At 37.3% G+C, this 12,896-nt stretch carries 12 protein-coding genes; 8 read left to right on the top strand and 4 right to left on the bottom strand.

Annotation, left to right across the window (positions count from 1 at the left end; translation table 11 throughout):
- The first annotated feature begins 2 nt into the window (after window positions 1-2).
- The 4 genes from CHB68_RS15405 (at window position 3) to CHB68_RS15420 (ending at window position 3,851) form a co-directional block, all read left to right on the top strand.
- The gene (locus tag CHB68_RS15405; protein WP_089262261.1) at window positions 3-1,127 is read left to right on the top strand and encodes a DUF3667 domain-containing protein; all 1,125 of its coding nucleotides are present in this window, start codon (window positions 3-5) and stop codon (window positions 1,125-1,127) included.
- Between the two features lie 2 nt (window positions 1,128-1,129).
- A complete protein-coding gene (gene apaG / locus CHB68_RS15410; RefSeq protein WP_089262263.1) occupies window positions 1,130-1,516 on the top strand; it encodes a Co2+/Mg2+ efflux protein ApaG in 387 nt (128 codons plus the stop codon).
- A gap of 83 nt (window positions 1,517-1,599) precedes the next feature.
- Complete coding sequence (gene pruA / locus CHB68_RS15415) at window positions 1,600-3,228, top strand: L-glutamate gamma-semialdehyde dehydrogenase (protein WP_089262265.1); 1,629 nt, start codon at window positions 1,600-1,602, stop codon at window positions 3,226-3,228.
- A 110-nt stretch (window positions 3,229-3,338) separates the two neighbouring features.
- Window positions 3,339-3,851 carry a DinB family protein gene (locus CHB68_RS15420; protein WP_089262267.1) on the top strand — a complete coding sequence of 171 codons (513 nt, stop codon included), beginning with the start codon at window positions 3,339-3,341 and terminating at the stop codon, window positions 3,849-3,851.
- Window positions 3,852-4,418: 567 nt separating this feature from the next.
- Here CHB68_RS15420 and rsmG read toward each other — a convergent pair.
- Window positions 4,419-5,054 carry a 16S rRNA (guanine(527)-N(7))-methyltransferase RsmG gene (gene rsmG / locus CHB68_RS15425; RefSeq protein WP_089262269.1) on the bottom strand — a complete coding sequence of 212 codons (636 nt, stop codon included), beginning with the start codon at window positions 5,052-5,054 and terminating at the stop codon, window positions 4,419-4,421.
- A gap of 119 nt (window positions 5,055-5,173) precedes the next feature.
- Between rsmG and CHB68_RS15430 the strand changes: the two genes are divergently transcribed.
- Together CHB68_RS15430 and CHB68_RS15435 are read left to right on the top strand one after the other, a co-directional pair.
- Window positions 5,174-6,274 carry a fatty acid desaturase family protein gene (locus CHB68_RS15430; RefSeq protein WP_089262271.1) on the top strand — a complete coding sequence of 367 codons (1,101 nt, stop codon included), beginning with the start codon at window positions 5,174-5,176 and terminating at the stop codon, window positions 6,272-6,274.
- Window positions 6,275-6,289: 15 nt separating this feature from the next.
- Entirely contained in the window at window positions 6,290-7,480 is a 1,191-nt protein-coding gene (locus CHB68_RS15435) for a pyridoxal phosphate-dependent aminotransferase (RefSeq protein WP_089262273.1), read from the top strand.
- A gap of 70 nt (window positions 7,481-7,550) precedes the next feature.
- Here the strand turns inward: CHB68_RS15435 and CHB68_RS15440 are convergent, their stop codons facing one another.
- Together CHB68_RS15440 and trkA are read right to left on the bottom strand one after the other, a co-directional pair.
- A complete protein-coding gene (locus CHB68_RS15440; RefSeq protein WP_089262275.1) occupies window positions 7,551-9,044 on the bottom strand; it encodes a TrkH family potassium uptake protein in 1,494 nt (497 codons plus the stop codon).
- 1 nt (window position 9,045) lies between these two features.
- Entirely contained in the window at window positions 9,046-10,395 is a 1,350-nt protein-coding gene (gene trkA / locus CHB68_RS15445) for a Trk system potassium transporter TrkA (protein WP_089262277.1), read from the bottom strand.
- Window positions 10,396-10,622: 227 nt separating this feature from the next.
- Here trkA and ubiE point away from each other — a divergent pair, with 227 nt between their 5' ends.
- A complete protein-coding gene (ubiE, locus tag CHB68_RS15450) occupies window positions 10,623-11,357 on the top strand; it encodes a bifunctional demethylmenaquinone methyltransferase/2-methoxy-6-polyprenyl-1,4-benzoquinol methylase UbiE (protein WP_089262279.1) in 735 nt (244 codons plus the stop codon).
- Between the two features lie 55 nt (window positions 11,358-11,412).
- Complete coding sequence (porT, locus tag CHB68_RS15455; protein ID WP_089262282.1) at window positions 11,413-12,108, top strand: type IX secretion/gliding motility protein PorT/SprT; 696 nt, start codon at window positions 11,413-11,415, stop codon at window positions 12,106-12,108.
- 49 nt (window positions 12,109-12,157) lie between these two features.
- Here porT and CHB68_RS15460 read toward each other — a convergent pair whose 3' ends face one another.
- The gene (locus tag CHB68_RS15460) at window positions 12,158-12,877 is read right to left on the bottom strand and encodes a TrmH family RNA methyltransferase (protein ID WP_089262286.1); all 720 of its coding nucleotides are present in this window, start codon (window positions 12,875-12,877) and stop codon (window positions 12,158-12,160) included.
- Between the last annotated feature and the right edge of the window lie 19 nt (window positions 12,878-12,896).

The raw sequence follows: 12,896 nt of genomic DNA on the forward strand, positions 1-12,896 counted from the left end.
TTATGAAAAACCCACCAACCACCAGAACAACCGGCAGATACAAATTGCAATATAGAGGCGTTGAATGCCTTAATTGTGGTCATCCCTTAGACCTTAGCGATAAATACTGCCCAAATTGCTCCCAAGCAAACAGCACTAAAAAACTTTCACTTTTAGATTTTTTTGAAGAGTATTTTACCAATATCCTTTCTTATGACTCCAAAATCCTACAAACGCTTACCGCGCTTCTTTTAAGGCCAGGAAAAATAACGAGGGACTATATTGCGGGTAAACGCCTTTCTTACACCAATCCTTTTAGATTTTTACTAAGCCTGGCCATAATTTATTTTCTATTGATCAGTATTAGCGGTGAATTTGAAAATTTGAACAAATTTGGTTCGGAAAACAAGGAATCCATCTTCAATTTCCAAAAGCAGATCAATAATATTGAATTTGATTCTGAAGAAGAAAAGAAACAAGCATTGGCCGCTATAGACTCGTTGAAAAAACAACAGTATATTGGCAATAAAATCAATAATAAGGATTCCATAATCCTTTCTAACCCAGTTCTTCATTTTAAAAATATAAATAACGATGGGGTTACGGAAAGATTTTTTAACAAGATACAGTTCTTCAATGCCGCTATTAAAAATGATACGATATTTAGTTTCACGGAAAGTGTAGCCAAATATGATCTGGCCAACTCTACCGAGAATGAAATGGCCTACAACCTATCCAATAGTTTGGTGGAAATAGAAAAAAGACCGGGTACTTTCGTAAATACCTTAATTTCAAAATCACCCTTTGCCACATTCTTCTTTCTACCTTTCTTTTCTTTGTTCATATGGTTGGCCTACATCAGAAAAAAACACACTTATACCGATCATTTAATCTTTAGTTTTCACAATCAATCGTTATTATTTATCTTGCTCATTGTTAGCTATTTGGTAAATGCCATTTTCAACTTTAGCAGTGAGGGTATTTTTATATTGATTTTCGCCCTCTATCTGTACAAGGCAATGCGAAATTTCTATCAACAAGGACGATTTAAAACGATTGTAAAATATGTATTCCTGAATTCTGTTTTTATAATTTTAGGAATCATTGCAATTACAATTTTAATAGCTGCTAGCGTATTTACATATTAAGTATGATCACACAGGTAACCAAGGGCATAAAAATATCGGTTCAGACCAGTTTTGAAGGTACGTTCTTTAAAAACTATAAAATGCATTATGCATTTGGGTATACGATATGCATTGAAAACCAAAGTAAGGATGCAGTACAGCTCACATCTCGCCATTGGAAAATATATGATTCCCTAAATGATATGGAAACATTGGACGGTGAAGGCGTTATAGGAAAAAAACCTGTTATCCAACCAGGAGAATCACATACCTATAATTCCGGTTGCTTATTGACTTCACCTATCGGTGCCATGAAAGGTCACTACAACATGTCCAATTTTAACACCTCAGAAAAATTTAGGGTTTACATACCCACATTTAAGTTTAGTGCCCCATTTGCCCTGAACTAACACTTTTTTAAACTACTTATTAGTTTTAAGTCCAACACCGTTTTAGTACCTTTGGTCAACTTTTTAATTTAAAAAATTTGACAATGGGAAAAGGTTTTTTTCAAGTTCCAAAAGCAATTAACGAACCAATTAAAAGCTACGCTCCAGGCAGTCCTGAAAGGGCATTGGTTCTGGAACAATATAAAGCATATTATAATGACCAAATAGATGTACCTATGTATATAGGTCCTGATGAAGTGCGTACTGGAAATACAAAACCTATGTCACCACCTCACGACCATCAGCATATAGTTGGCACCTACCATACGGCTACCAAAAAAAATATTCAAGATGCCATTGACAATTGCCTTACCTCTAGGGAGGAATGGGCCAATTTAAGTTGGGAACAACGTGCCTCTATATTCTTAAAAGCGGCCGATTTGATCGCAGGTCCTTACCGTTCAAAAATCAATGCGGCTACAATGATCGCCCAGTCAAAAAATATACACCAAGCTGAAATAGATGCTGCTTGTGAACTAATTGATTTTTTAAGGTTCAACGTGGAATACATGTCCCAAATCTATGCTGAGCAACCCGCATCAGCTGCAGGAATTTGGAACAGAGTGGAATATAGACCGCTTGAAGGCTTTGTATACGCTATTACACCTTTTAACTTTACCGCAATTGCCGGTAACTTACCAGCAAGTGCTGCCCTAATGGGCAATGTTGTGGTTTGGAAACCTAGCGATAGTCAGATATTTTCAGCAAAGGTTATCGTGGATATCTTTAAAGAGGCCGGTTTACCGGACGGGGTAATCAATGTGGTATATGGAGACCCGGTAATGATTACGGATACCGTACTGGCCAGTCCAGATTTTGCGGGAATTCACTTTACTGGCTCCACCCATGTATTTAAATCATTGTGGAAACAAATTGGAACCAATATAGATACCTACAAAACCTATCCAAGAATTGTTGGGGAGACCGGTGGCAAGGACTTTATTTTAGCACACCCTACCGCAAACACCAAACAAGTTGCTACGGCAATATCCAGGGGGGCATTTGAGTTCCAAGGTCAAAAATGTAGTGCGGCGTCTAGGGTTTATCTTCCCAAATCCACATCTAAGCAAATTTTGGACTTGGTTAAAGCGGATATCGATTCTTTTAACAAACCTGGTTCTCCAGAAGATATGTCCAACTTTATAACAGCAGTTATCCACGAAGGCTCTTTTGATAAATTGGCCAAATATATTGACCAGGCCAAAAAAGATACCCAAGCAGAAATTGTTGCCGGAGGTAATTATGATAAAACAAAAGGTTATTTCATTGAACCTACCGTGATTGTAACTACAGACCCAAAATACACAACCATGGAAACGGAACTTTTTGGCCCTGTAGTTACCGTATATATCTATGATGATGCAGAATGGAGCAAAACCCTTAAATTGATAGACACAACATCTGAATATGCTTTGACAGGCGCAGTACTTTCAAAGGATAGATATGCTATTGAAGAGGCTACCAAGGCGTTACAGAATTGCGCAGGTAATTTCTATATTAATGACAAACCTACCGGAGCAGTAGTTGGCCAGCAACCGTTTGGTGGCGCAAGAGCATCCGGAACAAACGATAAGGCTGGGTCCGCACAAAACTTATTGCGCTGGGTTTCCCCAAGGTTAATAAAAGAGACCTTTGTCACCCCAGAAGATTATAGATATCCCTTTTTAGGGTAATTTTTAAAAAAGGCCGAAATTGAATTCGGCCTTTTTTATTGAAAATCTAAAAATAAAGAGGTACATTGAAGAATTAATCAATCTCTTATTTCTCACTTAACACACTAATTATGAAAAAGTTACTATTGTTACTTGCAGTAAGCTGCTCCTGTATTTCATATGCACAGGATGAACTGGCACAAAACACCATTAAGGCGGTTTTGGCCGGTAACCAATCTCAAGTTATACAACTTGCTGAAGCTTTCCCTGACGATAAATATGATTGGCGACCTACGGAAGGGGTCAATTCGGTTGGCGAGGCTTTATTACATGTAGCGGGCGGAAATTATTTTTTAGCCTCTAAACTGGGTTTTGCTCCCCCAGAAGATGTCGATGTAATGAACTTGGGCAAAATAACCGGTAAGGAAAATATTATAGCAGCATTAAAAAAATCCAATGATTTTGTCCTTGAAAAGATCACCATGATAGAGGACGGACAATTAAACGATGAAGTGGATTTTGGGTTTATGAAAGCAAATAAATTAGGCGGACTTCTTGCGATTATGGAACATAACGGCGAACATAAAGGACAACTAATAGCTTATGCCAGATCAAACGATATTGTTCCACCTTGGAGCAAATAACATCAAAAAGTATTAAGTAATTCTAGCCTTTAATCATTCATTGATTGAAGGCTTTTTCTTTTGCGAAACTATTTATCTTTCATGGAATCTTCCAAAAAACTGTTTTTACAACAAAGCCAATTGCCCTTCATACTGCTTGCCCTTATAAGGACTACAACCTAAAATACATCACTGTAGATAATTTTTGAATGCAATGGTTAATTGAAAAAAAATAAATTCTTTAATATTTAGATCAATTCCAATTTTTTACCATGCTACGGATTTTTATATGAACAAAAATCATAATAAGTGAATAGTTTAAAACGGCGAAGGTCTATATACATATAAGCGCATTAATGATAAACACAATATCAATGTAAATTTAACGTTAATTAATTGTAAATTAGAGGTAAATTTACGAAATTCAAGTTCACCTTAAATTTAGTCTGCTATGAAAACTTCAACAAAGATTGTTAAAAAAGCTAGTTTCCATATTGCAACTTGGAACGCTGTAAAACTATTTGTTCAAAAATACAGAAGAGCTTACTACCAAGCCTTTAGCCTGTAAATATTGAAACACAATGTATACTACCCCTTAAATTTTAAGGGGAGATACACCATTTTTTTAGTTTCAAAAAAATCTTCCTTAAAATAATCCGTCAAATCATAAATTTTGGCCGTCTTGTAATCCTTAAGTTCCTCTAACAAATCACCTCCCTTTAAATACAGTATTCCATTACGGATTTCATGTACGGACTCTTTTTTTATTTTTCCTTTGACCCAATGTACAAAGGTAGGCATAGCGGCAACCGCCCTACTCACGATAAAATCAAATTGCCCAGGTATTTCCTCTACACGCTTGTTAACGGTAGTAACATTGGTCAACTGCAAACCTTCAACAACCTCATTGACCACCTTTATTTTTTTTCCTATGGAATCTACCAAGGTAAAATGAACTTCAGGAAATAAAATGGCTAAAGGTATACCAGGAAAACCACCTCCAGTACCCACATCCAATATTGAAGCTCCATTATTGAACGAAGTGAATTTTGCAATAGCCAAAGAATGTAAGACATGTCTAAGATATAATTCATCGATATCTTTTCTGGATACCACGTTAATCTTTTGATTCCAATCCTTATATAATTCTTCTAACTTCTTAAATTGTTCTTTTTGGTTTTCCGATAAATTGGGAAAATATTCAAATATGGTTTCAACAGTCATCCGTATCTTTGTAAATAGATTTTATTAGTATATTCACTTTTGCAAAGATTTCGCTTTTAATTAAGCTATCAAACTATTATACATTCATTTAAGTTATAAAAAATTAATATTACCCCATTATGGAACAAAAAACCATACGTTTCTCAAGAACGGATTCTGCAAAGTTCTTCAAGACCTTGAACAGCAGAGTAAACGATTATTTTAAAACCAATAAGTTGAAAAAAACAGGAAACTGGAAATTACACCTTAAAACGGTAGTAATGTTCACCCTTTTCCTTGCACCCTATTTTTTAATATTGACATTAGGCTTGCCCACTTGGGCCAATTTACTTTTAACAATAGTAATGGGAATTGGTATGGCAGGTGTAGGCATGAACGTAATGCACGATGGCAACCATGGCGCATACTCCAATAAAAAATGGGTAAATAAACTAATGGGCAGCAGTATTTACATATTGGCCGGTAATGTTTACAATTGGCAAGTACAGCATAATGTACTACACCATACCTATACCAATATCCATGAACATGATGAAGATATGGAAGCTGGTAGAATATTACGTTTTTCCAAACATGCCGAATGGAAAAAACACCATAGATTTCAACATTTTTACTCTGTTTTCCTATACGGCCTATTGACCTTCAATTGGGCCATTACTACAGATTTTCAGCAAATGTACCGGTATATGAAACGTAAATTATCATATGGAAAACTACCGAGCGCCACATTAAATTGGAGTACATTGATCATTACCAAAATTTTATACATTACTATTTGGATCGTTATTCCTATGCTAATATTGGATATTGCTTGGTGGAAAATATTGATCGGCTTTTTTCTAATGCATTATGTAGCGGGTGTTATCCTGAGTGTAGTTTTTCAACTTGCACATATTGTAGATGATGCGGACACTCCGTTACCAGATCAATCCGGAACAATGAAAAACACTTGGGCCATTCACCAATTGTTTACTACGGTCAATTTTGGAACTAAGAACAAGATCGTAAACTGGTTTACCGGTGGCTTGAACCATCAAGTAGAGCACCATATCTTTCCAAATATCAGTCATGTACATTACACAAAAATTTCCAAAATTGTGAAACAGACCGCACAGGAGTTTAATTTGCCATACCACGAGTATAAAACTACCAGAAAAGCTATAATTTCGCACTTTAAACATTTAAAGGAATTAGGCAAGGAGCCTTCATTACAATATTAGAAATTTAAAGTACCTATGAGCAATCAACTTTCGGATAGGATTAACAGTGTTACACCGTCAGCTACTTTAGAAATGGCTGCAAAGGCCCGTGAATTAAGAGCTGCTGGAAAAGATATTATTGGCTTAAGTTTAGGCGAACCGGATTTTAATACTCCTGATTATATTAAGGAGGCGGCTATACAGGCCATCAACGACAACTACAACTCATACTCTCCAGTAGATGGGTATGTAGATTTAAAAAAGGCAATTATCACTAAATTCAAAAGAGATAATAACCTTACTTATGACCCTGCACAAATTGTTGTTTCCGCAGGTGCAAAACAATCATTGTACAATGTAGCCCAGGTAATCTTGAACCCTGGTGACGAAGTTATTTTACCTTGTCCATATTGGGTAAGTTATAGTGATATTGTAAAACTGGCAGATGGGGTCCCCGTGGAAGTTCCTACAACTTTAGAGAACGATTTTAAGATGACCGCACAGCAGTTGGAAGCGGCCATAACGCCTAAAACCAGGATGCTTTGGTATAGCTCACCTTGTAATCCTAGCGGCTCTATATATAGTAAAGAGGAGTTACGTGCCTTGGCCGATGTGTTACAAAAACACCCGCAAATCATAGTGGTAAGTGATGAAATTTACGAACATATTAATTATGGTGTCACAAAACATGCTTCTATGGCAGAGTTTGAGGACATGTACGATCGCACTGTAACCGTAAATGGTGTTGCAAAGGCATTTGCTATGACCGGATGGCGAATAGGATATATTGGTGCACCAGCTTATATTGCCAGAGCTACCAACAAACTACAGGGCCAAGTTACCAGTGGATCAAACTGTATTGCACAACGTGCGGTAATTACAGCATTGGAAGAATCTCCAGACCGTATTCAGTATATGGTAGATGAGTTCAAGGAACGTCGCAAATTAATATTGGACCTATTGAACGATATTGAAGGTTTTAAATGCAATGAGCCTGAAGGGGCGTTCTATGTATACCCAGATGTAACTTCCTTTTTTGGCAAGACATTCAATGGTACAACAATAAATAACGCTTCTGATTTTTCCATGTATATTTTAGAGGCTGCCAATGTTGCCACCGTTACAGGCGATGCATTTGGCAATGGAAATTGTATTCGTATATCTTACGCCGCCTCAGTAAAGGAAATTAAAGATGCAATGTCAAGAATTAAGGAAGCGTTAAAATAAAATTACCGCTTACTTATTCGTAAATAAAAGTCTCTTCTAACGAAGGGACTTTTTTATTGCCCAAATTCAATTAGGTATTCTTCCAAAAATAAGGCGTTAAGAGAATTAATACGGTAAATAATTCCAACCTGCCGGCCAACATTAAAAATCCGCACCACCATTTGGCCAATACCGGCAAGCCATTAAAGTTACTGACAGGATTTAAACTACCTAGGGCAGGACCTACATTGCCCAACGAAGATGCGGAACCGCCTATGGCAGATTCAAAATCCAACCCTATAAAACCTAATACTAGGGCGCCTATGATAAACAACAACATATAAAGCACAAAAAAACCAATGATGTTATAGACAATTTTTTCCTTGACCGTTTTATTGTTATAACGAACGGGAATTATGGCATTGGTATGTAAGGTTCGTTTAAATTCCAACACACCATTCTTTATAATAAGCAGATGCCTCATTACCTTAATGCCCCCAGCGGTAGAACCTGCGGACCCTCCTAAAAAAAATAGGCCAAAAAAGAATACGGTCAAAAATGGTGTCCATTGTGTAAAATCCGCACTAACAAAACCAGTAGTGGTTATCACCGATACAATTTGAAAAAGTGCATGTCTAAAAGCACTTTCAGCATTTCCTAAAACCATAGGATACCCCGGTGTCATATCCGTTATGTTAGCCTTATAATAAATTACGACTGCGACAATTAGTGTAAAGACCAGAACAAAACCGGCATAATATCTAAACTCTTCATCTTTGAAGACTTTCTGAAACCTTCCTTTAAAAGCAAAATAGCTCAATACAAAATTACTTCCCGCCAAAAACATAAAGAAGATAACGATATATTGTATTAAGGGCTGATCGTTCCAATGGGCAAGACTAGCATTTTTAGTGGAGAAACCACCTGTGGACAGTGTAGCCATAGCATGGTTTATAGCATCGAAAAAAGACATTCCGGCTACTTGCAAAAGTATGGTTTCCGCTATGGTATATCCAAAATAGATCAACCATAAACGTTTGGCCGTATCGGTAATCCTAGGGTGCAATTTATCCCCGCTTGGCCCAGGTGCTTCTGCGGAAAAAAGCTGCATACCGCCTATTCCCAATAGAGGCAATATTGCTATGGCCAATACAATAATTCCCATACCACCTATCCAATGGGTTAAACTTCGCCAGAACAAAATACCTTCCGGCATGGCTTCAATATCGTCCATTATGGAAGCTCCCGTAGTAGTATACCCGCTAACGGTCTCAAAAAAAGCATTGGTGATATCTGGTATAGCCCCGCTAAACAGGTAGGGCAACATACCGGAAATGGACATCACGATCCAACCAAAAGTTACTATAATATATCCTTCTTTTTGCTTTACTTCTTTTTTATGACCCCTTGTATAATACATGGCAAAAACGCCTACAAACATTGTTGTAATGGAAGCCAAGGTTATACTTAATGTAGCACCGTCCTTATAAAAACCACTGATCACCGCGGCCAAAAGCATAAACCCCCCATTACAGAGTAAAAGGAGTCCCATTAAATGGAATATGATTCTTAGATTAAGCTGCATACTAAAGGAACATTCGTTCTATTTTAGGAATCTCTGATGGCAAACAACATACTACGACCCTGTCACCTTCCTTGATCTTGAATCCACCTAGGGCAATATGGCCAACTCCATCCCTTACAACTCCACCTATGGTAGCTGCCTTAGGAAAATCCAAGTCCCTAATAATAGATCCGGTAACCTTGGAATTTCTTTTGACGATAAATTCCAACAGTTCTGCATTTAAATTGTTCAAGCGCATTAAAGCTACGACCTCACCTTTTCTAATATGCCTAAAAATATTGTTGGCCGCCAATAATTTTTTATTGATCAACGTATCTATACCAATAGAGTGCGAAAGCTGAAAATAATCCATATTCTCTACCAAGGCAATGGTCTTTTTTATATGTTTAGACTTCGCCACCAGGCAAGACATGATATTGGTTTCGGAATTACCGGTTACGGCAATAAACGCATCCATGGATTCTAAACTTTCCTCCTCCAATAATTCAACATTTCTACCATCCCCGTTGATGATTAGCGCGTTGGGCAATTCATCTGCCAGGTCAAATGCCTTTTCCTTGTTCTTTTCAATTAACTTAACATTGAATTTATTGGCACATAGATCGCGGGCAGTTTTGTATCCTACCTTACTGCCACCCAATATCATTACATTCTTTATTTCGGCCTTTTTCTTTCCTGTAAGTTTATATAATTCATCAACACCTTCCTTAACCGTTATAAAGTATACCTGGTCACCTTCCTTGAACAAGGTATCTCCTCTGGGAATTACCGTGTATTGTGTACCCGTACGTTGCAGGGCAATGGGCATAAAATGAAGTTCAGGAAAAATATTTGCGGCTTCCTTTACCATTTTACCCACGAACGGGGCTGATTTTATTAAGGAAACCCCTACCATGATCAACTCCCCTTCCTCAAACTCATAAGTATCGTTAAAAGCGGATTTGTTCAGCAACAATTGTATTTCAGTAGCAGCTAATGCCTCAGGGGAAATCAATTCATCGATCCCTAGATCAGAAAACCTTAAAAGGTCTTTGTGCTTTATAAATTCTGTATTGGAAATCCTGGCAATGGTACGTTTACAACCTAATTGTTTTGCCAACATGCACAACGTTAAGTTCGTTGTTTCAGAGGAAGTTACCGCAATAACTAGATCAGAATCCTGAACCTGGGCATCACGCAATACTTCAATAGAGGTTGCATCGCCTTTTAAAACCCGTATATCCAAATGATTGTCCGCATATGCAAGACTTTCCTTTTGACTATCGATCAAGGTTATATCCTGTGATTCATAGGAAAGTAATTTGGCCAAATGAAAGCCAACCTCTCCAGCACCAGCAATTATAATCTTCATTTATATTGTTAGACCGCTAAACATCAAGATATTACTAGAAGTTACTTCTTTACCTATGAACAATGGTAAAACTATCTTGATAATCGTAGCAATTATTATGGGGCAAAATTACATAATTTAATTAGTTTATTATTTATTTTCAGTTCTTTAACCTAACATGGTGCAACCCTGACCATAAAATTAGAATTAAGCATGTGGTATATTGTATCTTTGTGAAAAAATTTGCGATGTCACAAAAAGTTACACCTTACAAAGATTCTGAGCTTGGCAAAAAAGAACAGGTCACCAAGATGTTCGATACCATTTCTACAAATTATGATGGCTTAAATCGTGTAATCTCTTTTGGTATAGATATTAAATGGCGAAAAAAAGTGGTTGAACTATTAAAAAAAGAACAGCCAAAATCTATTTTGGACATTGCCACCGGTACAGGAGATTTGGCCATAGCCCTAGTCGATACAGGGGCTAAACGAATAGTTGGCTTAGATATATCTCCCGGTATGCTCTCCGTTGGAAAAGAGAAAGTAAAAAATAAAGATTTGGACCATACTATTGAGATGGTCGTTGGCGATAGTGAAAACCTAAGTTTTGAAGACAATACTTTTGACGCCGTTACCGTATCTTTTGGGGTGCGTAATTTTGAGACCTTAACCACAGGAATGGCCGAAATACTACGTGTTTTAAAGCCAAATGGAACCTTGGTTATCCTGGAAACCTCCGTACCCACCAAAACCCCATATAAACAAGGGTACCGTTTTTACACCAAAAACATTCTTCCATTAATAGGAAAACTTTTCTCCAAGGACAATTCCGCTTACGGTTATTTAAGTGAATCTGCCTCGGTTTTTCCACATGGTGAAAAGTTCAACAATATTTTACGGGAAATTGGGTTTATAGATGTAACGAACAAACCTCAAACATTTGGGGTGGCATCTATCTATATTGCAAAAAAGTCCGCTTAAGGAAATTAAAATTTGCTTTATGAATTAATTGCTTTACAATCGTAAACCAGGATATATGAAGATATGGTTTTTTATACCCGTATTGGTATTGATGACAACAACTTCGTTAAGTGCCCAATTTAACGAAAACCCTATACTAAACAAGCAGAACGAAGACAAAAAGTTCTTGAACTGGGGCTATTTCCTAGGATTGAACCAATATGACTTTAAGTTTGAATACAAAGAAAATGCACCTGATATTCTAGTTAGCAAAAGTTTTGGTTTCAACGTGGGACTTATAGGAGAAATGCGTTTGAACGATCATTTGGACTTGCGTTTTGAACCCGGACTTCATTATGGTTCTAGATTGTTGGGTTTTCCGGGATTTGACGAGGAACGCGATGCCATTAGGGAAGTAAAATCAACTTACATCAATTTTCCTATCCTATTAAAGGCGAGCGCCAAAAGATTTGGAAACTGGAAACCTTTTGTTATTGGCGGGGGCTCTAGAAGCTTAAACCTTGGTAGCAACGAAGAAAGTTTGGACGATAATAGCTCTGGTACCTTTAGAATGAAAAAATGGGTCTACAATTACGAACTAGGTTTTGGTATTGATTTTTATTTGGAATACTTTAAATTCACCCCATCTATCCGTGGCGTATTTGCCATAACCGATGAACTGGTACCGGACCTTGACCCCAACAGCCCGTGGACGGGAAATATTGAATCCATGAAAACTCGCGGCATCTTCATCAATTTTACCTTCGAATAGACATTTGAAATTAGTAAAAGTCAAAAAAAAAGTAATGGTTTACACCCCACTACTTTCTTATTTCATGTAATAAAATTGCCGTTGCGGAAGCTACATTTAAACTTTCCGTAGTTTGGTTACCAAATTGCGGTATGGCTATTTTGTCTGTACACAATTCAGTAACTCTACTTGAAATACCCTTGCCTTCGTTTCCCATGACCATAATTCCTTTTTTAGGCAATGAATAGGTATTGATATTGGACCCATCCATAAAAGTGCCATAAACGGGCAGGTCTGTTGATCTTAAAAAGGAATCCAAATCTACATAATGTACGTTAACCCTGGCAATAGATCCCATAGTGGCCTGTAGAACCTTGGCATTGTAGCAATCCACGGTATCCAACGAACAGACTATATCCGTTACCCCAAACCAATCGCACAAACGTATGATAGTCCCTAAGTTACCCGGATCCTGTACGCCATCTAACACCATAATCCAGTCAGACAGAATATCCATTTCTTTTTTTGGGATGTGAAAAACCCCTAAATACCCATTGGGGTTCTTTAAACTACTGATCAGTGCCAATTCTTTTGCAGAAATTAAATTGACCCTACTGTCTCCCAAGTTAAGCTCATTGGGTGCCGTTGCAAAAATTCCGTAGCATTTAAAATTAGAGCCCACCAATTCCTCAACGGACTTTTTTCCTTCAATAACAAACAGCCCGTGTTCATTTCGGTACTTTTTTTGCTGTAGACTTTTGATAAGTTTCAATTCACTTTTGACAACCATACAAATAATGTATTTTTGA

The sequence above is a fragment of the Maribacter sedimenticola genome, assembly GCF_900188415.1.
Taxonomy (GTDB): domain Bacteria; phylum Bacteroidota; class Bacteroidia; order Flavobacteriales; family Flavobacteriaceae; genus Maribacter; species Maribacter sedimenticola.

What these genes read in the sequence shown, in the direction of transcription:
- rsmG (WP_089262269.1), bottom strand. Translation starts at nt 5,054, where the DNA reads ATGACTGTTGAAACCATATTTGAATATTTTCCCAATTTATCGGAAAAC.
- porT (WP_089262282.1), top strand. Translation starts at nt 11,413, where the DNA reads ATGAAGATATGGTTTTTTATACCCGTATTGGTATTGATGACAACAACT.
- CHB68_RS15405 (WP_089262261.1), top strand. Translation starts at nt 3, where the DNA reads ATGAAAAACCCACCAACCACCAGAACAACCGGCAGATACAAATTGCAA.
- CHB68_RS15440 (WP_089262275.1), bottom strand. Translation starts at nt 9,044, where the DNA reads ATGCAGCTTAATCTAAGAATCATATTCCATTTAATGGGACTCCTTTTA.
- CHB68_RS15435 (WP_089262273.1), top strand. Translation starts at nt 6,290, where the DNA reads ATGAGCAATCAACTTTCGGATAGGATTAACAGTGTTACACCGTCAGCT.
- apaG (WP_089262263.1), top strand. Translation starts at nt 1,130, where the DNA reads ATGATCACACAGGTAACCAAGGGCATAAAAATATCGGTTCAGACCAGT.
- ubiE (WP_089262279.1), top strand. Translation starts at nt 10,623, where the DNA reads ATGTCACAAAAAGTTACACCTTACAAAGATTCTGAGCTTGGCAAAAAA.
- CHB68_RS15430 (WP_089262271.1), top strand. Translation starts at nt 5,174, where the DNA reads ATGGAACAAAAAACCATACGTTTCTCAAGAACGGATTCTGCAAAGTTC.
- CHB68_RS15460 (WP_089262286.1), bottom strand. Translation starts at nt 12,877, where the DNA reads ATGGTTGTCAAAAGTGAATTGAAACTTATCAAAAGTCTACAGCAAAAA.
- CHB68_RS15420 (WP_089262267.1), top strand. Translation starts at nt 3,339, where the DNA reads ATGAAAAAGTTACTATTGTTACTTGCAGTAAGCTGCTCCTGTATTTCA.
- pruA (WP_089262265.1), top strand. Translation starts at nt 1,600, where the DNA reads ATGGGAAAAGGTTTTTTTCAAGTTCCAAAAGCAATTAACGAACCAATT.
- trkA (WP_089262277.1), bottom strand. Translation starts at nt 10,395, where the DNA reads ATGAAGATTATAATTGCTGGTGCTGGAGAGGTTGGCTTTCATTTGGCC.